This is a genomic window from Shewanella sp. SM95 (genome assembly GCF_025653595.1).
Lineage (GTDB): Bacteria > Pseudomonadota > Gammaproteobacteria > Enterobacterales > Shewanellaceae > Shewanella > Shewanella oncorhynchi.
This window is the reverse complement of record NZ_JAKKSE010000005.1, coordinates 175,765-200,300: the sequence shown is the minus strand read 5'-3', so window position 1 is coordinate 200,300 and position 24,536 is coordinate 175,765. Positions and strand designations below refer to the sequence as shown.

Here is a 24,536-nt window from a genome sequence, read left to right as displayed (position 1 = left end):
AGAGAAGATCTCCGACATGTTTAGATTAGCAGCGTTCTACACTAATCACAGCGTCTTTGTCTTTACCCCCATATTACCGCAACGGGATTGACTCTACCGCGATGTAAATCCCACTCATTCGGCAAATAAGCTTTAAAAACCAGATCCAATGCTTTGATAATTTACGATTTTACGGCCAATTTACTGAGAAATATTTCAGCACTAAAAGGTTTCTGCATGAAATGTACCTCAGGGAATAATGCTAACTCAGGAATATCATCGCTATCATTAGCTGAAAGCAAAAAGAAGCGACAGTGATGCTCAAACTGGGTATCACTGGCAAGGTTTTGTAATGTTTGTTGCATCTGTTTGATAAGTTGCAAGCCATTCATATCTTGTAAACGGTAATCCACAATAACAATATGTGGCAATGAGTGAATCAACATCTTAAGTGCTTGCGCTGCGTTATCAACACTGAAGGTTTGAAAATGATAGTGCTCTAGCATGGCTTTGCAAATCTCAAGGTTAAACAGATTATCATCTATGATTAACACTTTTTGTTGATCATATTGAATCGTTAATCGTTCTTTCACCTCGGTAAGTTGGCAGGGAAAATGTAACAGCACTGTGGTGCCTTTGCCCTTTTGACTGCGCAACATAAACTTACCGCCAATTTGCTCAAGCAATCGATTACAAGTATAGAGTCCTAATCCCATGCCCGATGTTGTTGTATATGAGTTAGATGCGTGCATAAAGGGATCAACTAAAGCGCGCTGTGCTTCCTTTGACATTCCCTCGCCAAAATCGCGGATCAGTACCCTAAGCATAGGACTATGGTCTTTATGGTGACGTTTAAGGCGTAAGTCCATATAACAATGCACTTCGCTACCCGTACTGTATTTAAAGGCATTATTGATAATGTTCGTCATGAGTTGGAATAACTTAGTCCCATCGAGCTCGATAAACTTCGGCAAAGACTCATTCACGACAACCTGTAAACGTTTACCCGATGTCGCACTAAAAGCACGATAGTAATCCTCAATATTGCTCAGATATTCGTGCAAATTGACTAAATGCCGATTCAATTTTAACTGCCCAGCTTCAGCCTTACTGTAATTCAACGTATTTTCGGCAACCGAGTAAAGTAAGTTAGCTGACCAGGTCATTTTATCGATAATTTCGTCCAGTTTTTGTGGCTGTGAGCGCGCTTTTTTTAACATGCGACTGTAGCCAAGAATGGCATTGATAGGAGTGCGGATCTCATGATTTATGCTGGAAAGTACTGCTAATCTAGATCGATTATCGAGCTTAATCTGCTCTACAATATGCTGATTTTTAGACTTAAAATACAAAAGAAAAGACAGAGTAATACCAAGAGAAGCAATCAGTAAGATAATCACGATTAGCTCGACAACCTCTTTTTGTGGCACTTGATATTCTATGCGTAAATCTACCCGGGTTTGGTATCCAGGAATATCCAAAGTTCGGCTATCTGAGTAGCTAAACATTGAAAATATGCCTGTGGAAAACTCATGGTTACAGGATGAACTTTGCAATAACGATTGTTCAAATTGATAGCTAATACATACACCCTGCTCCTGCTCAATCCGCGCTAATATCCGCTGATGAGAAATGGCATAGACTAAATAAAGCATATTAGGCCCATCGATATTAACAACCGCTAACGTGTAATCGGCAAGGCTAGCCTGAAGTTCGCCTTTACTATTCTTGACTAATTTAAGTGGCTTAAGTTCTGGCGCCATTGTCTGATCAGAGATATAGGCCAGTTCAAGTTCGGGGGTCAGTGTAAAAGCGACAGCAGATTTGATCTTCAGTAAGTCCTTAGCAAAAACCTCAAATTCCTGTGACGTTACCTCACTCGAAGCATAAAAAAACGATTTTAGCGCATCCAACATAATTTCATGTTGTAAGAACATATCCCGTGAAGAAGTAAAAACCGCTTCTGCTTTTTTATTGTAAATGGAGTCAAATTCATAACGTGAGTGGGACAAGGTTAACCACAGCACCAACAGAGTGACCCATAAGCCACTGAACATATTGATACAAGCGCTATATTTAAAGCTCATTAGCGTAATCCATTACGGCCTTTAGCAAGCTGCATAACTGATGTTCAAACTGCTCTCGCTCGCAAACATCCATGACAGACAGCATATCTTTAAGCTGCAAGTAGCGCGCAATACCCGTAAATTGATGTTTCAGGCCTTCGATACTGTCAGAGGACTCATATTGTTCTAGCCCAAGTCGCATTCGCTGTAATTCAGCAATCAGTGTCAATCGCAGTCGCGATTGCTGTTCTTGGCTGTATTGCTCAAAGAATACAGATAAGGCCTTGGGTAACTCAGTATTAGCATTCATACATTAGGCACTCCTATTATATTGAGCAATCCAATCAATAAGATAACGACCTTCAATCGGGGGGCTGTACAAATAACCTTGGGCAACATCACATCCCAACTCAGAGAGAATTAACTCTATTGCACTTGTCTCAACGCCTTCTGCAACCACCTTTACGTGCATCTTTTGCGCAAGCGCGATGGTGGACTCTACGATGAGATAATGTTGATGATTGATATCCATATCGGAGACAAAACTTTTATCAATTTTGATCTCTTTAAAGGGAATGGCATCAAGACGATCATAAGTAGAATAACTTTTACCGAAATCATCGAGGGAAATATCAATATTATTGATGATCAACCGTGCAATTGAGTTAAGCACTCTATCTTGGTTAATGATTTCCTGTGATTCGGTGAGCTCTAAAATCAAATGGATTTGTTTATACTCACGACCACATTCGATGATGTACTCAATGAGTTCATCACAGGTCAAATCATCTGCGGTAATGTTAATCGACAGGGCAAACGCCATTAATAACGGTTGGCGCGACCAACATTGCAATGCTTGGGAAATAACCATGCGCGAAAACAAGCTATTTAGCCCCTGCTGATTCACCAGTGGCAAAAAAACGTCGGGATAAATATAGCCATTGGATTGATCGCAAAGCCGCGAAAGCACTTCAAAACCGATGATCGCTTTTGTTTTAAGGTTAATCTTAGGCTGATAACACAAAATTAATTGTTCATTTTTGAGCAATTGCCGCACATTGATATTCGCCGCCATGTCTTGCACGATAGACTCATCTTGATGGGCACGGTTTCTATCGTCGGAGGCGTCTAGCAATGGCGTTAAAATGTCATTCACATTGATAGGTTTAGCAAATACGCCAAGCAAGTTGAGTTTCAAACCCGTGATAATGCTATCCACCAGTTCTAAAGTCCGTTTATCCGAGGAGCTGATCACCGCAATCGGAATGGCAGTAAATCGGGGCTCGGAGGCCAACATATTAATCACCGCAATACCGTCACCTTGATCCATTTTTAATTCTAAAATGACTAAATCAAGTTTTGCTTCTACAGCTAAGATCAGTTCAATTCCTTGATTACCATTACTGGCTTCATAGATCTCCACATTGTCCTCTGCTAAGTACTTATGGATATCAGCTTTCATGGTTTCTCTAATAAAGCGTTGATCATCTATGATGAGAATATTCATATATTGGTCTCTAACTGCATAAAGAAAATGGGATCAATCGTCTGGGATTTGGATGTAGGGATAACAGAAAGCTTGAGTAAATTACGATTCGCCATGACTTCTGTGCGACTGGAGAAAAACGAATAGTTTTTGACTGGTTTGAAGCCGCCTTCTATCGTTCTAACTTTAAATATGGGCAACTTAAATTGCGTCAATTTTCGTTTTAGTGACTCATCACAGATATTAAAACTCAAAAACTTAAGTGAGCGACTCGTGGCCAATTCATTGAGATAAACAGACATCATATAATTTTCAATATAAGGCGTTACGCCAAAGGAGGAGAACACCATTAAGGTATCTGGCAAAGCTTGACTGTTATGGTTAATGACCTCAAACAAGTCCACCTCATCATTCATAAATTCGAGGGCAATTTTGCCTTGAGTGCGGCAGAATAGACTGTGTCCAATGATTTGATCCCCAAAGCTAAAAGCCACCACCAATGAGAGTCCACGAAAAAAAGGTTGAGATAACTTACGGCTCACAAAGGATAAACGCGGGTTACTTTCATAAACCAAGCTAAGTTGCAGCAGGGTCATAAAGTTTTGATGGTGGCTTTCGATAAACTCGACACGATAAGGAGTATTACGGTAGTACGGATGATCACTGCGTTCTATGGTCGATGCAAAAAGGTTAATTAACGCTAAACCTTCGTTGATGAATTTTTTGTCCTCCCGATAAATATCAAACCGTTCAGAGCCAAATATTTCAACGATTTCAGACTGTTTAGCTAGGGATGGAATGTTAACTCCCCGCTCCCAACGGCTAATAGTGATGGAGTCTAACATATCGAACAGGCAGCTTTTTTGCCTGAGTAGACTACATAAATCTTCTTGAGATAAATTATTCTCACTGCGGGTGTGTTTTAAGAAATTGGAGAATGTCTGTGCACTTGTTTTGCTTTGATAGGAGATAGGTGTACAAATCATATCGCGTTCCATCTGAATTTTTTATTTTATCTAGCAGCTCCATATACGTCTTATGGTCGATGTCATCTACTGGCTCTGGATGTCTAAATGTAAAAGTAATCCAAATGCGTTGAAGTTTCTCGATGAAATAAAGTCCAGTGATTTTTTCGTCACTCATCACTCAGTTCCTCCATCTCAGCCTTTTATTCACCACGTTTTTTGCAATAGGAAAACGAGTATAAATGCCATTGTTTATCTGAGACCATGGCACAGTCAAAAAAGCGATGGAAAAAAGTGTCTAGTTATTCGTTCGGTTAAATCATTGCATCATAGATAAAACAGCAATCAACAGACCCTCCTATAAAACCGCATAAAATATAAGATTCACCAGCAAAGGCCATAAAACGCCAAATTGATTATTTATGCGTTAAATATTCAAAATGTTGGATATAACTTCGGGATTTTTCTCACTGAACCACGTTTTTCACGCATGGTTATTCACGTTTGGAATAGGCAAACCGCGACAGTATCAGCTTAGAGATATAAGTAGGATAGTTTTTAATGGCTTATGGCTTATGGCTTAAGCAAGCTAGCTGCGAAAATAAGTGGGTAATGGGCCAGTCCAGCGTTTAAAGGAACGCCTATAATCACTGGCGTCGCTGAAGGATAAAGAAGTGCCAATACTGTGAGAATCTTGTGCAGGTGTCGCCAAGTTATAGCGTGCTTTGATTAAACGGGTCTCATCAGCAAATATCAGCGAGTTGGGCAAACTTAAGTTATCCCGCATTAGACACAAAAGAATACCAGCCGCTAAGCCTAACCGCAGTTCGAATATAGTAGTGATTGACATATCCCTTGGCGCTGAATGACGGCAGCGCCGAAACCTATGGTTTGACCGTTACGCATCTGCAAGTCGGCAGCGGCGTTTGGCAACAGAGAATGCTGGTGGAGCAAGACGGCTAAAACTACTTACCCAATGATAATCAAACATTTAAATGGTTACCTTGGAGCTGTATCGTCAAACACCTTGACGTTAACTCTGGACATTTAAGCGACGAAGATGAACAAAAGGCACAAAGTATAAAGCACAGGAGTTAGAGAAGGCGCTGGTATTGGTCGTAAACATGAGCAACCAGCACCATCTGATTGCAAATTGATGAATTAACTGGTTATGCACTAGATATGCAAATCTAAAACTATAATCCCCGAGATTTTTCTCACCTTAATGCAATAAAGTGAATAGTTAATCATAAAAAGAGGTTAGCTGTATTCAACAGCTAACCTCTTCTCTTTAAATCAGGCGATAAATCAGATGTTCTATCATACAACTAGAGCCATGACTTCAAAACGACTCTTACAAAAGCTAACTCATACCAGAGCTAATTTTTTACGGGTACGAAAATAGCAAGTTGAGTCTAGTCACTGTAAATCACGAATGTAAAACTAACGCCTGTGAAAAACCATACCCACTCAATTCGACAGACATGGGATTAGCCGCGTTTAGTGCCCCACGGATCGTTATCATCCGTCGATGGGCTTGGTCCTGAACGCTCAGCCATTCTTGAATCGTTTCTTGGCTCGTTTCGGGGTTCGCTGCGGCGCTGTGAGTTGCTATTCGATGAACCATATCCAGAGCCGGTGCCACGTCCACCCGTAGGTTTTTTGCCTGAGCTTTTACCTGAACCATTACCAAAGCTCTTACCTGAGCCATAACCAGAGTTAGGACGTTTATTACCCGCTTCGTACTCGGCGCTGGCTTGTGCCTGCATTTTAGCGATAGATTCTATGGTGAGTTCCATCGGTTTACGCGGCGCGATACCTGAGGCAAAACCTCGTTCGCGTGGCTTAAGATCAAACTGCTCACCGACGGCTTTAGGCATACGCTTGAATCGATACAGGTAAAAGTTTTCCACTTTCTCCCGCGCCCACTCAGTCTTCTTGAGGAAAATAATACAGGCCTCAATGGTCGGGTTGGTGTTAAAGCAACCTAGCTTTAATGCCGCGTATAAAATTTTCCAGCCATAAAAATCGACTAACTCAGTGATCATTGTCTCGAGTTTGAGGCCGTGTAACGGGTTGTTCTGTTGCTCTTCAATCATGGGAATTCCAAGTTCAGCCCTATTGGCTGATTTTACTGTATTAGTTTACGGTTTTGAGTTGTTAAACGAGTGACTCAATTCGCTACTAAAATTCGCGATTAGAGAAATCACTCAAGTTATGAAGTCATGAGCCACTGACGTTGCTACGGCAATAGCATAGGGCGTTAAGCCTTATTGCTCGTGATGCTTAGATCTTAAATCTTACGGACCTAAAGCCTCCAAACTGAGCCATTAAATATTAGCCGTAAAATCTGCTGCTCGACAAAACTGCGGGAATAATAACGGTAAATAAGCTAAACGCCTTCTTTTATTTGCGCTAGTGAGGTTTGGCATCGGCTTTAGGGCAAAGAAAATACGCCGCAGCCGACGGTTTTAATCTGCATATCTGCGATATCACGCTAACAGGTATGAACTCAGCATCAAGCTCAAACCCGTTTCTAAATTTTACCTATGATCCGCTGATGCCTTGGGTCAACCACAAAATAAACGCCACTGAAACGGCTCAATTTATAGCTGCGCATCACATCCTTGCTCGCATCTTTAGCCCTTAGTCTGTATACTCCGCGACCTTATTATCCCAACTTTAATGTTTTGGCTTAGAGTGGGTGAAGCGCATGTTTCATTTTGAGGCTTGTTTGTCACAATCTCCGTTAGCAAATACCTAGGAAAGCTCCTTTGATCTCTACCGCGAACATCACGATGCAGTTTGGCCCTGAGCCATTGTTTGAAAACATTTCAGCGAAATTTGGCAATGGTCACCGCTATGGTTTGATCGGCGCGAATGGCTGTGGCAAATCGACCTTTATGAAGATCCTCAGCGGAGCGTTAGCGCCAACCTCTGGCAATGTGTCCATCACGCCTGGCTTAAAAGTCGGTACCCTAAGCCAAGATCAGTTCGCGTTTGAACAATACAGTGTGATCGATGCGGTGATCATGGGGGATGTTGCCCTGTGGAAAGTCAAACAGGAACGCGATGCAATCTACGCCAATCCGAATATGACCGAAGAAGATGGCATGCGCGTTGGCGATCTTGAAAGTGAATTTGCCGAAATGGATGGCTACAGCGCCGAAAGCCGCGCCGGTGAAATTCTGCTCGAAGCGGGTATTGAAGAATCTTTCCATTACGGCCTAATGCAACAAGTCGCACCGGGTTGGAAACTGCGGGTATTGTTGGCACAAGCACTATTTGCCAACCCAGATATTTTGCTGCTCGACGAACCAACCAACAACTTGGACATACATACCATTAGCTGGTTAGAAGCCGAGTTGAACAAACGCAAATGCACCATGATCATTATTTCCCATGATAGGCATTTCTTGAATGCCGTATGTACCCACATGGCTGATATCGATTACGGCGAACTGCGCATTTACCCTGGTAACTACGAATACTTCCTTGCACAATCGTCTTTGATCCGTGAACAATTATTATCGGGCAACGCCAAGAAAAGTGCTGAAATCGAAGAACTGCAAGACTTCGTCAACCGCTTCGGTGCCAACGCATCTAAGGCAAAACAAGCCAGCTCGCGCGCGAAAAAAATGGACAAGATCAAGCTTGATGAAGTGAAATCATCAAGCCGTATTCACCCTTCTATTCGTTTCGATGCCGGCAAGAAAATGCATCGCCAAGCACTGATCCTCGAAGATTTGGCCCACGGGTTTGATGGTGAGCTGCTATTCGAAGGCGGCGACTTAATCCTCGAAGCCGGTGCAAAATTAGCGATTATCGGCGAAAACGGCGTGGGTAAAACCACTTTCCTACGTTGCTTAGTCAATGATTTAGAACATAATAAAGGCGTGATCAAGTGGTCAGAAAACGCATCAATCGGCTACTGTCCACAAGACAGCAGTGACGAATTTGATAATGACTACACGTTAATGGATTGGATGTCACAGTGGCGCCAACCTAAGCACAACGATCTTATGGTACGCGCCATGTTAGGCCGTCTGCTGTTCACCGAAGATGACGCGAACAAGAAAGCCCGTAACTGTTCAGGCGGTGAGAAAAACCGCTTGTTATTCGGTAAGTTAATGATGCAAGACATCAATGTGCTGATCATGGACGAACCGACTAACCACATGGACATGGAAGCCATCGAAGCACTCAATAATGCGTTGAAAGACTTTGAAGGCACTTTGATATTCGTCAGTCATGACCGTGAGTTTGTATCGTCACTCGCAACACGTATCATTGATATTAAAGATAAAAAAGTGATTAACTTCCAAGGCACTTTCGATGAGTACCTTTCAAGCCAAGCTGAAATGGAAGCGAGAAAAAGCGCGTAATGTTGTGCTTTGATAAACCTTAATCGGCTATGTCAGCTTGATTAAAAGAGTCGTCATTGGAGAACCTACTGACGACTTTTTATCGATATCTAAAGAGCGATATGATTGGTAAAACATGAAGTATTGCTGCTTTGGGCCTTGGATACACAGCTGTCTATTCGTTATCTAGAGTGCTATAATTCATGCACTTAATTGAGGTTGATCCTATGAAAACTAAATCAAAAAACACACAAGTGACTCAAAATCGACTCTATCGCGCTGTGGCCAGTTCAACCGCTATTGAGACGGGTAAAACTACGGCTGAAGTTGAAGCAAAATTGAAGGCCAAAAAAAGCCGTTTCAGTCATTTGACCTTAGCCTAAACTTCATTCGTTTTTAGCGCTGAGCACATCGTTTACCAAACGAGCCATATGTTGATAATCCCCACCCAACCCTGCTTGAATTGACTTAAAATAAAAATCTCTATTTTGTTCCCAAATCCCATAATCAAGTGGGAGATAACCCGCCTTTACTGCCAACACATCGAGTATCAAACGTGACAAACGTCCATTTCCCTCTCCAAATGGGTGAATTAGGATAAATTCCACATGACTTTCAGCCAAGTAACTCACAACTTTGTCTCTAGAAAACGAACTTAAACCATTGAACTTGCTCAAATATTCCTTTTCAAACTGAGTGAGACACTTAAGTATTTGAGCCGCTGCCGTAAATTCGAAACCACCTTTTCCCATATTGACTGTACGCCGTTCACCAGTCCAGTAATAAACATTACCGAGCCATTTTCGATGCCACTCAAAGAGCATACCAACCGATAGATGCTCGCTTTCAATAACACCAGATTGAAACACGTACTCATAAAGCTTTAGTAACAACTGAGTCTCTACCTCTGCCATATCCTCTGCATCGGTTATCGCGAGTTTGTTACGAAGTATATGGCCGCCGGAACCGGGTTCGAATTCATCCTCGGTAGTGCCAATATGATATTTCGACATGATAATAGACCCGCTAACTGTAATAACTAATAGAAAAGCAAATATCCGAGTCACAGACAACTTAACACAACTACTCGATGAGATTGACCACACAAGTCTTTGAAATAGGTATGTAGAAACTATGGGCTATAAATTAGCTTATTAATTTTTTTAACCAATATCTCGCGATTTTTAGCCAGTTTAAAAATTGTCGGCAAATGTCGAATGACTATCGGCTCAGACTCAAATACCGCATCGCGATCTTTGGCCTGAATATAATCACGGATCTGAAGCATCATCTGTTTATTAAATGCCCAAAGTGAATGACCTTTAAACTCAAGGGAATAAAATGCGTCATTGGGCCATTCAAGTCGATGTTTCTGTTTTGCCATACACTGATAACAACAAATAAGACCAAGATCTGTACCGTCTGTAAAAGCACTGTTCGCCCTATGTTCCCAAGTCGAAGTACCTTGGTATTTTTCTGGCAATTTTTCCCGCCAAGAAGCATCCAATAGCGGAGGGAAAAACAGCACACCTGGCCATTTATGGGCAAACCTTTGATTAAACTGCTTGATCTCAAACTGTCTACCCTCAAATAAATGCACATCTTTTTTCTCTAAACGAAAAACATGGGCAAAGGTAAAAGTGGCGCAGCCAGTACAATGGGGGCAAGTAACCTCAACTCCGTTTGGTAGGCTAAAAAACTCATAAAATCCTGTCATTGATATGACATTCCAAATGATTTAGAGACTAATTTGGAGCTCATCAATTTTCCAACCACCTTCATTTATCATGCTAATTCTTTGTTTTTCATTCGCCTCCGATGTATTACCACAGAGATCTTTTTGTACATATTCAAGAACGGCCGTATCCCCTTCGATCACCTGCGACACTAAGGTGAGTGCTTTGCACTTGGCAGTCGCTTTTGAAAATGAAAGATAAGATGCGATCACTTCATCGCGGGACTGCTTCATCTGCTGCATATACTGTGGGAACTTAGACTCAACATCCGCTTGCTTACGTTGGGTATAGTAAGCCTTGTCCTCTTGATAACTCATCCCCTGCTGTACCTTAGCATTGTACTCGTCATAGACTTCGCTCGGCGATTTAGGCGTTGTACAACCTATCAGCACAAGCACAGATATGGGCAGTAAGAAAATCGATTTCATCATCAAACCTCCAAAACTAGACATGTATTATCAATAAATTCCATGGTGCATTCATCTGCTTGTTGTCACTGAACGAGTGCGCCATATATGTCTACTAAATACTCCTTATTCTCTTTGAAATTAATTACCTTGGCAGAAATTAAACCTTTACTATCAACAGGTAACGAAATAAATGAAGATAAAATGTAATGCCACCAAGATAACATGTAAATAGTTCATTGATTACTTTAGCTTGGCAGCGTTGCTCATTCAATTGCAGCACAGTTGCTTACCTTGGCGAGTGCTAAAAATAAGTGCCATAAAGCTGTGAGCATGCTCTAAATTGCAGTATTTGACAGGTCATTGTCTAATGCATTAAAAGGCACAAAGGTCTTTTTATCGAACCAGAGAGGCGAGCGATTTTGTCCTGCAAGCTGATAAGCCCAAGTAGTAATGGCTTCAGAGCGATCACTCTCACAGACGAAATATCGACTGAGTTCAGAGTGTAACGTTTGGCCATGCCGGATAATATTTTGCTCATACCAGTTATCTTTATGGTGCTGAGCGGCAAGATGATCGCGTTTTTGATTATTACAGCTGCTATGTGCGAGGACAAAATTATGGCCTAAATCATTAGGATATCGTGCCCAAGGGATAAAATGATCCACTTCGCCTGTTTCTTTTAATGATTTTTGGCAATAGAAGCATTGGCCTTTTTGGATATCAAGCAGTACAGGTCTAGCATAGGTGATCGTCTGTCTGTCGCTACCAAACAGAAACTCACTTAAATTGCCTTTACTGCCTATAATGACCTGATTTGCTGGAAACTCGGCGATTTTTTGTACCCATTGAGTACGAGCCAATGACACCACTAAATCGTGAAATCGCCTGAAGCAAAATGCGATACCCGGATTCAACTCGATGTAATTTTTCGTTTTATCATGGGGATAAAGGAAACATTCTTCATTACGTGACAAGTTTTGTAAGCGCCATAAGGGGCCATCTTTAAACGTACCGCGCGTTTTACGCAATAAAGCTGGATAACTAAGATGCGCTTTTAACTGGGATAGACTGTTAACACCTTGATGGCGTAGTTCAATCAAACTGTTGATCAAGGCTGATTGCTTTCCACTATTTTGGATCAGGACAAAATACCCATCATTGGCACCAAAAGGCAAAGAGTGTTGCCAGTAAAGTTCAATAAACTTCTCTACCAAATCATCAATACTGATCGCGGTTTTCAGCGCAGGATCGGCATTGAGTATTAATGGCCGTTCGATACAGATATCGGCGATCGTATGCAGTAAGGCAAATTTGTAAGTTGCAACGAAATCCCCTTCAACTAACAGACGTTGTAAATAGCTAATAAATTCAACTTGTCTTCTCGCATCAATCGGCATTCAGTCGCTCCTGAATAATAACGCTTGCTTCAGGTGCATTTACGTTTGGCATCAGTTTGGGTGTAAAAACTAACGTCTGCCAATGCACTTGTGAGCGACCGAGTTTATCGGTTTCATCTTGGCTCAAATCTAAAAGTCGTAGCTGACAATCTGCAGCAAGTGTGAGCAGTTCATCGGCACTGACTGGGTGCATAACGCGTGCATCGGGGCTTGGGCCATGGCGCAAACTGATGACTAAAAGTCCAGTCGAATTGAGTAAGCGTGAGAGTGTTACTAGTGCAAGTGGGCGCTCTGAGGGAGATAAATGCATCCACACAGCGCTGAGTAAAATCAGATCAAACTGTTGCGCTAGGCCAACCACTTTTTGCAACTGAGGTAAACCATCCTCAATCCAACGCACGGGTAGCTCCCGAGTTAACACCTGCCCCATTTTCGCTAAAACAACCGCAGGTTCGACTGCAATAATTTGTGTTTCTTTGCCCTGTGTTTTTTCGGCTAAATAATGCACATCCCGCCCAGAACCTGCTCCCACATCCAATATCGACAATGTATTTTTGGTGAGTAGAGGCAAAAGATGATGCAACCAACTCGAATGCACTTCTTCAAAGGTTTTAGACAAATACTGTGCCGCGAGTATTTCGGCGTGGTCATTATAAAACACAGTGCTCACTGACAACGATCCTTTTGCAACAAGTGATTGTTTTTACAGACGCTAACTTATCACAGTCGTATTTGATAAAAAATACATGTCATTATTATCATGCTGTTTTGCATAAAATATTTAGCATTATGTTGTTCGCGATCACTGTGCTGATTTCAGCTATTCGACCCAATATTCTTATCAATGCCTATGCAATCTCAGCATTTCCCCGTCGTTTTTGTCGCAGTGGTTTACACTCTATGAGTGAGTGTAAAGATAAGTGCAATTGATTGAATCTGTTACATGCTCTCCAGAGCAGTTTCCATTTCAGTGTGGGAGTAAACGGGTTTTAACGTCTTGGCGTAGCGTCTACATAGAGATTAAGACCTAGGGCTCAATTATTTAGGATATCTATTGCCTATGAGTTTTGAAGATTCGTTAGAGCAACTTAAACGACAGTTTTTACATGCACTGCCGGATAAAAAGAAACAAATCATTACCTTGTGGATTTCATTGCGTAAAAATTGGGACGCACACATGCTGTCTGCCGTGTACCGAGAGGTGCATAACTTAAAAGGGTCGAGCGAGACCTTTGGGTTGTCAGATACCAAACACATAGTCGATAAACTGGAGTTGCTGCTTAAGGGGCTGCTCAATGCGCCAGCCCCCGAACTGCCTACTATCAAAGGCTTAGATACCCTCTTCCACCAGTTGTTACAAAACAATATGCGCGGCCAACCGTCGGCGCCAGTAGTAGAGGCGCAAATGCAGCAAAGCACCTATAAACCGTCAAAGGCGCGCCATGAGCACCATATTGCCATCATAGAAGACGATGGTAATGTCGGCGCTATGATCACAAAGCAGCTGCGAGAGTTCGGTTTTAGTGTGCAGCATTTTTTGAATTTCACGAGCTTTCTGGTGGTGCAAAATAAAACGCCCTTCGATCTGATTTTATTAGATTTAATTCTACCCGATTGGACTGAAGAGGCCTTGTTCGAAGCCGCCACTGAGTTTGAGAAGAATAATACCCGAGTGTTTGTTTTATCCTCGCGGGGAGATTTTGACATGCGGCTATTGGCCATTCGTGCCAATGTCAGCGAATATTTTGTCAAACCTGCTGAGACCACTTTATTAGTGCGCAAAATCCATCAATCCCTCAAAATGTCAGAGAAACAACCCTTGAAGGTGTTACTGGTGGATGATCAACAATCTATGGTGGATTACTTTTCAAGTCTGTTACGCAGTCACGGTTTGATGGTAAAAGGGTTATCGAGTGCCGAGCAAGTCTTGCCTGCCCTTGAGCAATTTGAGCCTGATTTGTTTATCTTCGATTTGTACATGCCCGAAGTGAACGGGCTTGAGCTGGCAAAGATGATCCGTCAATTGGACAAATACACCTCGAGCCCAATTCTCGTGTTGAGCTCTGATGATACGATGCAGAATAAAGTCAGCATCATACAAGCGGGATCAGATGACTTAATTTCAAAGTAAACCGCGCCGAGTTTATTCGTCGCGCAGGTGATTTCCCGTGCGCAACGGGGTCATGATATTCGCAGTTCGGCTAGTCGCGACAGCTTAACTGGGCTGCTAAATCATACCCAAATTCTGGTGGCTGCGAGACGCTGTTTTAACGTAGCGAAACGGATTAACTCTCAAGTTTGTATCGCTATGTTCGATTTAGATCACTTCAAAAAGGTCAACGATACTTATGGTCATTCCGGTGGTGATAAGGTGTTGTTGGCATTTGCCCACCTGTTACAACAATCCTTACGTCAAACTGACTTTACCGGCCGCTACGGTGGTGAAGAATTTATGTTAGTGCTGCCAGATATGCAAAAACCACTGGCGATTGCCAAGTTGAATGCGATCCGTGAAAGCTTTAGCCATATCGTATTTGTTGAAGATGGCGTCGAATTTAAGGTGACGCTCAGCGGCGGTTTAGCCTTTTCGGATCAATGTGAGGAATTTCAAGATTGCCTGTTACTGGCAGATAAAAACCTTTACGAAGCTAAGCGTTTAGGTAGAAATCAGCTCGTGGTTTCTACGACTGACTAACCCTAAACAGAATGAGCCACTGCAGCGCACAAATCAGTTCGGCGTAATGCTCTTCCTGCGAGACTCACGTTCTATTCGTTACTTTTTAATCCCACTCAGCGTGGGCGGTCACAGTGAGCTTAAATGGTTAATGAGCTTGCTCGGCATCTGCGATAACTCCACTACATAATCTACTGCACGGCACTTTATTGCTTCTCGTGGCATGCCAAATACCACACAACTTTGTTCATCTTGGGCAAATGTAGTGACGCCTTTTTGGTGTAACGCCACCATGCCTTCGGCGCCATCTTTGCCCATACCGGTTAAAATCATCGCGCTCATATTGGGCGCGGCACATTGGGCCAAGGCCGTAAACATCACATCGACCGAAGGTCTGTGGCCACTGACCTTTTCATCTTGGGTTAATTTAACTTTATAACTACCACCCACTTTGATGATCTCAAGGTGATGATCGCCAGGGGCAACATAGGCATAACTGGGTAAGAGTCGTTCCCCATGCTCGGCTTCTTTGACAGTAATCCGTGACTGTCGATTTAAACGTTCCGCAAAAGTGCGGGTAAACCCCGCTGGCATATGTTGGGTGATCACTATCGGCGGCATAGCCGCGGGTAAATGTTGTAATACATAAAGAATGGCTTCAGTACCGCCAGTAGATGCGCCTATCGCGACTAAATGCTGTGTCAGGGTTGTATTGGCCAATATTGGCCGCTTACTTGAAACAGGGCGTACTGGCTCAACAAATTTCTGCGGCTTGATGATTTTGGCTTTCGCGGCAGATTTGATCTTATCTAAAATCAAATCCTGATAATCATGAATACCTTGGGGCGAGTCTAATTTCGGTTTAGGGATAAAATCCACCGCGCCTAAGGCCAAGGCATTAAAGGTCGCATCAGCGCCCTGCTCGGTTAACGATGAAATCATCACTACTGCAGTGGGTCTGGCTTTCATCAAGCGATCCAAAAATGTTAAACCGTCTACTTTGGGCATTTCGATGTCTAAGGTAATCACATCGGGGCGAAATTGGTTCACCAGATCTTTGGCCTCGTAGGCATCGGCAGCAAGCCCAACCAGAGACAGTTCAGAGTCAGCCTCAATCATTTTACCGAGCAAGCTGCGCATTAGCGCAGAATCGTCAACAACTAACACTTTGATCGTCATAACTTAATCACCAAATAGTTCAACGTCGCCGCCCGAAGGTAAATTACGAACCCGTAAACGGTACTCACTTTCCCTGTCAAGAATTGTACTGTTATGCATGGATTTAATTTTGCGGACTTTCACTTTTCCCGAATGGGGGAAAAAATACACTTTGCGCGGATATACATCGAGTAAATCGGCAGCAACGATAGGGATATTTTCAAGATTGAGATATTCAATCACAAACTCAGCATTACGCTCACCAATGTTATGCACAGTAAAGCTGCGTAACATATTACCGCCCCCAAACACCTTAGCTTCGAGTGAGTTGCGCTGTGCGCCAAGCTTGAGTAAGTCGTTGATTAACAACTCCATGGCATACACGCCGTAACGGGCAGAATCGGCGAGCACCCCAGTACAATTGCTATTGTCACTTGGCAATAAAAAGTGATTCATTCCGCCAATTTTGAGCTTAGGATCATACAAGCACACTGACACACAGGAGCCTAACACTGTCACTATCATGGTATCTTCACGGGTCGCAAAATACTCGCCGGGTAATATTTTTACCGCATCGCAACCAAAATGATGATCGTGATAGCGATTCGGCTCTGCAATAGCATATTCGATATTAGGTTTTAGCACTCATGAGCCCCTTCACTGGCCGATAGGTTGTTTGACCAACGGCAGTGATGATTTGCGGGAACATATTAAAATTTTCCGAATGTCCCGCAATATAAAGCCCATCCTCGCTAAGGGAGTTCATCATGTGTTTTAATATGACTTCCTGCGTTTCTTTATCGAAATAAATCATTACATTACGGCAAAAAATCACATCGATTGGCGTTTTTAGCGGCCAAAAAGAATCGAGTAAATTGATGCGGGTAAACTTGAGCATCTGCTTTAATTCGGGCACAACGCGCACATTGCCCAACTGTGAACCCCTTCCACGGTGAAAAAACCGTTTCTTGCGAATATCGCTGACAGTATCGATACGCTCTAAAGGATAAATGCCCATTTCAGCCTTTTTAAGCACGCCGCTGTCGATATCGGAAGCAATGATCTCGATAGGCGTTTTAAAACTGTTGAAATGTTCAGCGACGACAATCGCAATCGAGTAAGGTTCTTCCCCTGTGCTACTGGCCGCACACCAGATCCTGCGAGTGTCAGGGTTATTGATTAAATACTGTTTTAACACCTCAAAGTGATGCGGCTCCCGAAAAAATGCTGTTTGATTCGTGGTTAACGCATTGATAAATTCTTGGTGTTCGTTTTCATGGCTTAGCAGATACTCAAAATAAGCCGAAAAACCGGCTAATTTCAATGTTCTGATCCGTCGCACTAAACGGCTATACACCATAGCATCCTTGCTATCGGCGAGTTTGATCCCCGCTAAGCGGTACAGCGTCGTCCTCGCGGTATTAAAGTGCACCGAGGTATAGGCAAACTCTCGTTCCAATGGTTTGTTTTCACTCAATTAAAATTCTTCCCATTCATCTTGATCTTGCTTCATGGGCTTCATCGCATTGGTTTTAGGTTTCTCTGTCACTCTGGCTCTTGCCATAGGTTGAAGCTGCTGTTTGATGGGTTTCATCGCCTTCGCTTTGGGCGCCGCTAATCTCGCGTTGCTGCGTCTTGGGGCTTCATCTTCGTCGTCCACGCGAAAACTGGCGACACTGTCTGAGAGTTGCTGCGCTTGGGATTGCATGCTTTCCGCTGCGGCGGCCGCTTCTTCAACCAATGCCGCATTTTGTTGCGTCATTTCATCCATTTGCACTACGGCTTTGCTGATCTCATCGATACCGATGGCCTGCTCATTAGAGGCTGAGGCAATTTCCGCCATGATGTCGTTCACCCGTTTAATGGCGATGACGATTTCCTTCATGGTATCGCCGGACTTACCGACAAGGCTGTTGCCACTCTCGATTTTAGACACAGAATCCGAGATCAGTGCCTTGATATCTTTAGCGGCATTGGCCGAACGTTGGGCTAAGCTACGCACTTCTGACGCGACCACAGCAAAGCCGCGGCCTTGTTCGCCCGCCCGCGCCGCTTCAACCGCAGCATTGAGCGCTAAGATATTGGTCTGGAAAGCAATGCCATCGATAACACCAATAATGTCGGCAATCTTACGCGCCGATTCATTAATCGATGCCATGGTCTGGACAACTTGCTGGATAAGCTCACCACCGTCCACAGCGACTTCAGCCGCTTTAGAGGCTAAGGCATTGGCTTGACTGGCGTTATCCGCATTGAGTTTCACTGTACCTGTGAGTTCCTCCATGCTGGCCGAGGTTTGCTCTAGGCTCGAAGCTTGCTCTTCGGTGCGGCTGGATAAATCAGCGTTGCCTTGGGCTATTTCTGCCGAAGCGGTATTGATGGTATCCGCGGCTCGTTGAATATCTTGGATCATGAAGGATAACTTTTCAGCAGTTTGATTTGAGTAATTTTTCAAATCATCAAAGGTGCCTTCATAGTCGTTATAAATGCGAGTGGTAAGATCGCCATCCGCTAGCGCCATCAGCACCCGCGCCACATCTTGCAATCCACGTTCCGAGGTTTCAATTAACGAATTTAAATTGTTCGCCAGCATTAAAAAGAAACCTTGCTTGCCATCTGTTTCCGCCCTTTGGGAGAAATCACCTGCCGCTGCGGCTGTGACTATTCGGGAAATTTCCTGCTCGGTTTGGACTTCAATGGTGCGGTCGAGCCATTCAACCACAGTGCCTAAGCGCTCACCTTCTTTAGACACTATCGGGCTGGCGGTTAAGCGAAAATGGCAACTCGCGACCTTAATAAGCGATTCATATTTACGGTCTAATTTATCGAGTAAACTTGCTTGGTGAGCAGGATTGCGGTGGAAGATATCCATCGAGCTGCCGAGGATTTTATCCACGGAAAAATGCGGTAAGGCTTGTCTGATCTCACTTTCAGAATGGCGCAACATAGTTTCGACCGAGCGATTCATATAAATGATCGTACGGTTAGCATCGGCTATCATGACGTTGGTACTGGTATTATTGAGCGCTTCGAGGATGCGCTGGGTTGCTCGCTCGGCTTCGATACTTTCGGTGCGGTCTATCCACTCAACACCTGTGCCTAAATGCTTATTTTCAGCGGTGATAATCGGCGTCAGAATCAACCTAAAGGTACGTTTGCCTATGGTGATTTGCGCGGTATGGGATTGGGTTAGACGTTCTAATAAATTGCGCTGATGTGCAGGATTTTTATGGAAAATGTCGATATTACTGCCGATCAGTTTGGCAACCGAGAACTGAGGTAACTCTTTACGAATATCGTCCTCTGCCTCTTGCAGTAAACGGACGACGGCTTTATTCGCATAAATAATATTGCGCTGACTGTCTGCGATCATAAAGCTGTTGCCACTATTATCAAGTAGCTGAAAATAGCGCTGACGCTCTTCATCCCTTTGCTCACGCGCCTCATCATTGCCAAAAAATTTAAAGATACTCATTATTGTTACTCCTGATCAGTCAGACTATTTGCATCAATTAGACCCAGCTCATCACTGCTGATCAGAGCCTGAATATTTACTAAAATGATCATCTTATCCTCGACTGTGGCTAAGCCTTTGAGGTAGCGGCTATCGAATGCCACCCCAAATTCTGGGGCGGGTAAGATTTCCTCCGCCGATAGCTTAATCACATCGGAGACGGCATCGACCACTATGCCGACAATACGTTCAAACACGTTGAGCATAATTACGATAGTGAACTCGTTATAAGTGGCGGTTCCAACAGCAAATTTCATCCGCAAATCCACTATGGGCACTATGTCACCGCGTAGATTAATCACGCCTTTTATAAAGCTAGGGGCGTTGGCGATTTTAGTGACCGACTCATAACCGCGAATTTCTTTGACGGACATAATATCGAGGGCATAGTGCTCTTCGCCTAACATAAAGCTTAAAAACTCCACCTCATCATGGGCGTTGTATTCCACTTTGGCGGTCATAGTTGATCGACTCTCCATGGCTATTTCCTTAATTTTTAATGTGCAGAGCGAGCGATTCGACATCGAGGATCAACGCGACGCTGCCATCGCCCATGATGGTGGCGCCGGAAACACCGGGGATCCTGCGATAATGTTTTTCAAGACTTTTAATCACCACTTGCTGCTGGCCAACTAAGGCATCAACGCACAGGCCAAAGCGCTTGTGGTTGCTTTCGAGCAATACGACTATGCCCTCTTCTGGGCAGCGGGCATTGGGCTCAATTTCCATCAGCTGATAAAGATTGAGCAGAGGTAAGTACTCTTCACGTACTTTTAAGAGTCTTTCTTTGGCGAGAAATTTAAGTTGTTCCGTTTGCGGCTGAATAGATTCTATGATGTGCACTAAGGGCAAAATGTAGATCTGATTTCCCACAGAAACCGTCATACCATCGACAATGGCGAGCGTGAGTGGCAACTGGATTTCAAAGGTTGAGCCTTGGCCCTCAGTGGACTCAATATCAATGCGTCCACCTAAGGCTTCAATATTACGGCGCACCACATCCATACCGACACCACGGCCAGACACATCTGTGACTTCCTCTGCAGTTGAAAATCCTGCGGCAAAAATCAATTGCCAAACTTGCTTGTCGCTACTGTTATCAGCCACTTGCAAACCGTTTTCCCGCGCCTTTTGAATAATGCGTTCACGATTTAAGCCTGCGCCGTTATCGTGCACAGCGATAACGATATTGCCGCCCCTTTGACTGGCTTTAAGGGATAACACACCTACTTCGGATTTACCCGCTGCGAGCCGTTTTTCAGGTTTTTCGATACCGTGATCTAAACTATTGCGCACTAAGTGGGTCAGCGGATCGACGAGCTTTTCAATCATTCCCTTGTCAATTTCTGTGTTGCCACCTTCAATCACGAGATTGACGTTTTTACCCAGTTGCTCAGAAAGATCCCTCACCAAACGATTGAAACGGTTAAACACAAAAGATACCGGCAGCATACGCACCGACATCACTGCCTCTTGCATCTCACGGGTATTACGTTCCAATTCATTGAGTGCGGTCTTGAGTCGCTCACCTAAATCGCCCGTCATCTCGTTACCAATGAGAGTCAACATGGACTGAGTGATCACCAGCTCGCCCGCGAGATTAACCAGGGTATCTATTTTGGAGGTTTCGACCCTTAAGGTGGCATCTTGGGCTGACGTGGCTGATTTTTTTGTCGCTGTTTTCACCTCTGTGGTATTGGGCTTTGGGGCAACGGATGAGTTTGATGTTGCGTTTGAACTCAGTATTGCAGGCGAGCTTGCTTTCACAGAAGGACTCGTGGGCACGGTTGAATCAGGTGCGGTAGGCTCAGTCGCGTTGGCTTTAAATAGGGTGTTTTTGGATTGGCTACTTCCAGTTTCCTTGGCTTGATGTGCTCGACTGGTCGCTGGCTTATAAACCTTCTGCACTAGCGGTTTCGAACTTAATAACTCGATTTCATTGGCGAAGGATTCAGGGGTTAATGCCTCAAAAAAGCCAAAACCCAATTCATCATCAGAGGCAGTAACTAACTGCTCTGCGGTACTATTAACACTGACACTAACCTCAGATGTTAAACTCTCAACGCTAATATCCTCAGCTTGATAAGCCTCTTCAAAAAATCCAAAGTCTTCACCTTCGATAACAATATCGCGCTCCATTTCATCTTCGAAAAATCCAAAACCCAGCTCATCCTCGGTTTCCACTAGTGCAGAAGGCTCTGCATTGAGAGTTGGAGTCACAGGAGTGTTAGCGATATCAGTGCCATTTCGTACTGCAACCGATGAGCTAAAGGATTCACCATTTAACGCTGCCACCAATTGGCTTTTACTGTATTCCACCTCCTGCCAATCAATTTGTTCTTCTTCGCGGTACAGGCTCAATATATGGGATAGCGTATCAACGGTACTCAGCAGTAAATCGATAATCGATGAGGTGAGTTGGAAGTTGCCCTTGCGGGTCATGTCCAGCAGGTTTTCCATCACATGGGTGACACTGGTCAGTGCGGTAAAACCAAAAATACCACTGCCACCTTTAATCGAGTGGGCAGCACGGAAAATCGTGTTCAGTTCTTCAGGATCGGGAGAAGCAAGGTCCAATGCCAATAGCAATTGTTCCATATTTTCAAGATGTTCATGACTTTCTTCAAAAAAGACCTGATGAAACTCGGCCATATTGATGGACATAGCGCACCCCGTTGCAGTTAACCCAGCACTTTAGCCGTAATCGCTAACAGCTTTTGAGGATCAAAGGGTTTTACCATCCATCCCGTCGCACCCGCGGCTTTCCCTTGGGCCTTCATGTCATCGCCCGCTTCCGTGGTGAGCATAATGATCGGCGTACGCATAAATGCCGACATAGCACGTAAGGATTTAATTAAGGTCAGCCCATCCATTCGAGGCATGTTTTGGTCAGTCAGAATGAAATCAAATCTCTGCCCATTACAGATATCGAGGGCTTCTCGACCATCTTTGGCCAGTACCACTTGATAATTAGCCGATTTAAGGGTCGCTTCGACCATTTGTCGAATCGCTGCGGAATCATCAACAATTAATATTCTTTTACTCATGCGCTATTCCATTATGACTTTAGTTATATTCCCTGGCGGTACTAATTCGTATGTATTAGATAATGTTTTCACCAGCGATAGACCGCGCCCAGACAACTGAGGAATGTCCGCCATCAAATTTTCATCACCCTCAAAGCCTTTGCCACTGTCAGCCACGCTAATATGTAATTCATCCTGCGATGAACGCCAGATGATGCTCACTTTTACCCAATCATTTTCCGTGAGCCTATCTGCAAAACTGTCCCTAATACTATGGTACAGTTCGAAGCCTTCTGGATCATTTTTTAGTCGAGAATCTAATTTTAGTACACCATGATCAATGGCGTTGCTAAATAACTCTGCGACAACAGTAAAAACCCGTTGACAGAAATTAGTCGCAAATCCCAATATGCTGAGAAACTGATTCAATGAACTTAAATAATCAGCGCTGAGTAACATAGGCCCTGCAATACTGACATCCCAGCAGAACTCACCATCCATAATGGCTTTAATACGACTAACATCACGATCTTGATGCCAAGTGTTTAATCGTTCAAAATCTAAGGTACAAATAGTGATGTCATCGGCAATATTTTCAGCAGAACAGTACTCATGCATATTTTTCTCTAAATACTTTATTAAACCACCTGAAAAATGGATAAAAAGATCTTTTAATTTATCAATGCCAAATGGATTGCCTTCATGGGTATATTGCTCTATTAAACCATCACTAAAAAGGCAAGCATACCCATGGGATGGTAAATCAACCGTAACAATATCAGCTATAAAAGTATGCGGAGGTAAAATGCCAAGGGCCATATTTGTCGATTTAAATTTATCAATGGATTGATTACTGACTGAATTAGGATGGTCAATTTTTTTAATATTGTGGTTTGTTAAACAGTCAATCCCCCCCGTTTGAATATACACGGGGGGCATACCACCATTCCAAATGTGTAATTTATTACGATTAAAATCGGCTTCTAAAATAATACAGGCAACAAATCTGTCTTCAGGGTTTTCTCGGTGGAGCTTAGCATTCAGTTCATAAATAAACGTAACTAAAGAAAATCCCTTTGAAACCATGGCCCTAAATGTACTGGCAACACGCATGATGGGCATGGCTGCACTCAGGCCATGACCCGTTGAATCGGCGAGAATTAAGAAGAAATTGCCATTAGGCGCTATGCCATTGAGGATAATATCACCGCTAAAATTGGCACTGGCTTGGCAGTAAGTATGTACAAAATCAAAGTCAGTATTATCAATATTGACTAAGTGCTCAAATAAATGCCGGGCCATGTGTTCTTCTCGGGCCTTTTCATAAAGCATTTTTTCAAGTTCAATTCTTTGATGCTCTACTTTATGCTGAAGTTGGACCCGGGTAAGTAAACATTCAACCTTGTACCAAAATATTTCAACATTTATCGGTTTAACAACAAAATCCAAAACCCCCATTCTAAAACAGGCTAATACGGATTGATTTTCTTTTGTCTCGCTCATGACTATAACAGGTGTTTCTTTTTTATCCTTATTCAACTTATCCAGTAACGCCAGTGCGGTACCATCCTTTAACCAATAGTTAATCAGAATTAAATCAACCGTATTTTGCGTTATTTCAAATAAACCTTCTTCTAGATCACTACAAACAATAACGTTGTAACCTTTGCTATGAATAAAGTCACTGATCCTTTGACTCGCAATAGCGTCATCATCGATCACTAAAATAAAATGTTCCGGCTGAGTAAGCGATACCATAAT

The 24,536-nt window shown here is 43.3% G+C and carries 20 protein-coding genes and 1 pseudogene; 3 read left to right on the top strand and 18 right to left on the bottom strand.

The window, feature by feature from the left end; translation table 11 throughout:
* Window positions 1-161: 161 nt before the first annotated feature.
* The 5 genes from L5M29_RS08930 to L5M29_RS08910 all read right to left on the bottom strand — a co-directional run bounded on the left by L5M29_RS08930 (window position 162) and on the right by L5M29_RS08910 (window position 6,595).
* Window positions 162-2,066: an ATP-binding protein gene (locus L5M29_RS08930; RefSeq protein WP_263167390.1), complete on the bottom strand. Its 1,905-nt coding sequence runs from the start codon at window positions 2,064-2,066 to the stop codon at window positions 162-164.
* Window positions 2,056-2,355, bottom strand: a complete 300-nt coding sequence (locus L5M29_RS08925) for a hypothetical protein (RefSeq protein ID WP_173496906.1) — start codon at window positions 2,353-2,355, stop codon at window positions 2,056-2,058. The genes L5M29_RS08930 and L5M29_RS08925 overlap by 11 nt, the downstream gene beginning before the upstream one ends.
* 3 nt (window positions 2,356-2,358) lie before the next feature.
* Window positions 2,359-3,552 carry an EAL domain-containing response regulator gene (locus tag L5M29_RS08920; RefSeq protein ID WP_263167389.1) on the bottom strand — a complete coding sequence of 398 codons (1,194 nt, stop codon included), beginning with the start codon at window positions 3,550-3,552 and terminating at the stop codon, window positions 2,359-2,361.
* A complete protein-coding gene (locus L5M29_RS08915; protein WP_263167387.1) occupies window positions 3,549-4,517 on the bottom strand; it encodes a helix-turn-helix transcriptional regulator in 969 nt (322 codons plus the stop codon). The genes L5M29_RS08920 and L5M29_RS08915 overlap by 4 nt, the downstream gene beginning before the upstream one ends.
* Window positions 4,518-5,986: 1,469 nt before the next feature.
* Window positions 5,987-6,595 (bottom strand): VF530 family DNA-binding protein, encoded by a 609-nt coding sequence (locus tag L5M29_RS08910; RefSeq protein WP_168827127.1) that lies wholly within the window; start codon window positions 6,593-6,595, stop codon window positions 5,987-5,989.
* A 675-nt stretch (window positions 6,596-7,270) separates the two neighbouring features.
* Here L5M29_RS08910 and L5M29_RS08905 point away from each other — a divergent pair.
* Entirely contained in the window at window positions 7,271-8,881 is a 1,611-nt protein-coding gene (locus tag L5M29_RS08905; protein WP_131524739.1) for an ABC-F family ATPase, read from the top strand.
* A gap of 206 nt (window positions 8,882-9,087) precedes the next feature.
* Window positions 9,088-9,243: a hypothetical protein gene (locus L5M29_RS08900; RefSeq protein WP_173913200.1), complete on the top strand. Its 156-nt coding sequence runs from the start codon at window positions 9,088-9,090 to the stop codon at window positions 9,241-9,243.
* Window positions 9,244-9,246: 3 nt separating this feature from the next.
* Here L5M29_RS08900 and L5M29_RS08895 read toward each other — a convergent pair whose 3' ends face one another.
* From L5M29_RS08895 to L5M29_RS08875, 5 genes are all read right to left on the bottom strand, one after another.
* Window positions 9,247-9,873 (bottom strand): Fic/DOC family protein, encoded by a 627-nt coding sequence (locus L5M29_RS08895; RefSeq protein WP_263167385.1) that lies wholly within the window; start codon window positions 9,871-9,873, stop codon window positions 9,247-9,249.
* 119 nt (window positions 9,874-9,992) lie between these two features.
* Window positions 9,993-10,577, bottom strand: coding sequence for a hypothetical protein (locus tag L5M29_RS08890; protein WP_263138916.1), 585 nt, complete (start codon window positions 10,575-10,577; stop codon window positions 9,993-9,995).
* 21 nt (window positions 10,578-10,598) lie between these two features.
* The gene (locus tag L5M29_RS08885; RefSeq protein ID WP_263167384.1) at window positions 10,599-11,027 is read right to left on the bottom strand and encodes a hypothetical protein; all 429 of its coding nucleotides are present in this window, start codon (window positions 11,025-11,027) and stop codon (window positions 10,599-10,601) included.
* Window positions 11,028-11,341: 314 nt separating this feature from the next.
* Window positions 11,342-12,403, bottom strand: coding sequence for an HNH endonuclease (locus L5M29_RS08880; protein ID WP_263167382.1), 1,062 nt, complete (start codon window positions 12,401-12,403; stop codon window positions 11,342-11,344).
* On the bottom strand, window positions 12,393-13,073 hold the full coding sequence (locus L5M29_RS08875) for a class I SAM-dependent methyltransferase (RefSeq protein ID WP_263167381.1): 681 nt from the start codon (window positions 13,071-13,073) through the stop codon (window positions 12,393-12,395). Before L5M29_RS08875 ends, L5M29_RS08880 begins: the two co-directional genes overlap by 11 nt.
* 390 nt (window positions 13,074-13,463) lie before the next feature.
* Here L5M29_RS08875 and L5M29_RS08870 point away from each other — a divergent pair.
* Window positions 13,464-15,098, top strand: a pseudogene (locus L5M29_RS08870) (diguanylate cyclase).
* 108 nt (window positions 15,099-15,206) lie between these two features.
* Here the strand turns inward: L5M29_RS08870 and L5M29_RS08865 are convergent.
* The 8 genes from L5M29_RS08865 to L5M29_RS08830 are packed head-to-tail and all read right to left on the bottom strand — an operon-like array spanning window position 15,207 to window position 24,533.
* Complete coding sequence (locus tag L5M29_RS08865; protein WP_263148274.1) at window positions 15,207-16,256, bottom strand: chemotaxis response regulator protein-glutamate methylesterase; 1,050 nt, start codon at window positions 16,254-16,256, stop codon at window positions 15,207-15,209.
* A gap of 3 nt (window positions 16,257-16,259) precedes the next feature.
* Window positions 16,260-16,880 carry a chemoreceptor glutamine deamidase CheD gene (cheD, locus tag L5M29_RS08860; RefSeq protein ID WP_105252529.1) on the bottom strand — a complete coding sequence of 207 codons (621 nt, stop codon included), beginning with the start codon at window positions 16,878-16,880 and terminating at the stop codon, window positions 16,260-16,262.
* Window positions 16,867-17,712, bottom strand: coding sequence for a CheR family methyltransferase (locus L5M29_RS08855; RefSeq protein WP_263167380.1), 846 nt, complete (start codon window positions 17,710-17,712; stop codon window positions 16,867-16,869). Before L5M29_RS08855 ends, cheD begins: the two co-directional genes overlap by 14 nt.
* The gene (locus L5M29_RS08850) at window positions 17,713-19,710 is read right to left on the bottom strand and encodes a methyl-accepting chemotaxis protein (RefSeq protein ID WP_263167379.1); all 1,998 of its coding nucleotides are present in this window, start codon (window positions 19,708-19,710) and stop codon (window positions 17,713-17,715) included.
* A gap of 5 nt (window positions 19,711-19,715) precedes the next feature.
* Entirely contained in the window at window positions 19,716-20,228 is a 513-nt protein-coding gene (locus L5M29_RS08845) for a chemotaxis protein CheW (protein WP_049821692.1), read from the bottom strand.
* A 10-nt stretch (window positions 20,229-20,238) separates the two neighbouring features.
* Window positions 20,239-22,413 (bottom strand): chemotaxis protein CheA, encoded by a 2,175-nt coding sequence (locus L5M29_RS08840; protein WP_263167378.1) that lies wholly within the window; start codon window positions 22,411-22,413, stop codon window positions 20,239-20,241.
* A gap of 17 nt (window positions 22,414-22,430) precedes the next feature.
* Window positions 22,431-22,796, bottom strand: a complete 366-nt coding sequence (locus L5M29_RS08835) for a response regulator (RefSeq protein WP_028759902.1) — start codon at window positions 22,794-22,796, stop codon at window positions 22,431-22,433.
* Window positions 22,797-22,799: 3 nt separating this feature from the next.
* The gene (locus tag L5M29_RS08830) at window positions 22,800-24,533 is read right to left on the bottom strand and encodes a SpoIIE family protein phosphatase (protein ID WP_263167377.1); all 1,734 of its coding nucleotides are present in this window, start codon (window positions 24,531-24,533) and stop codon (window positions 22,800-22,802) included.
* Between the last annotated feature and the right edge of the window lie 3 nt (window positions 24,534-24,536).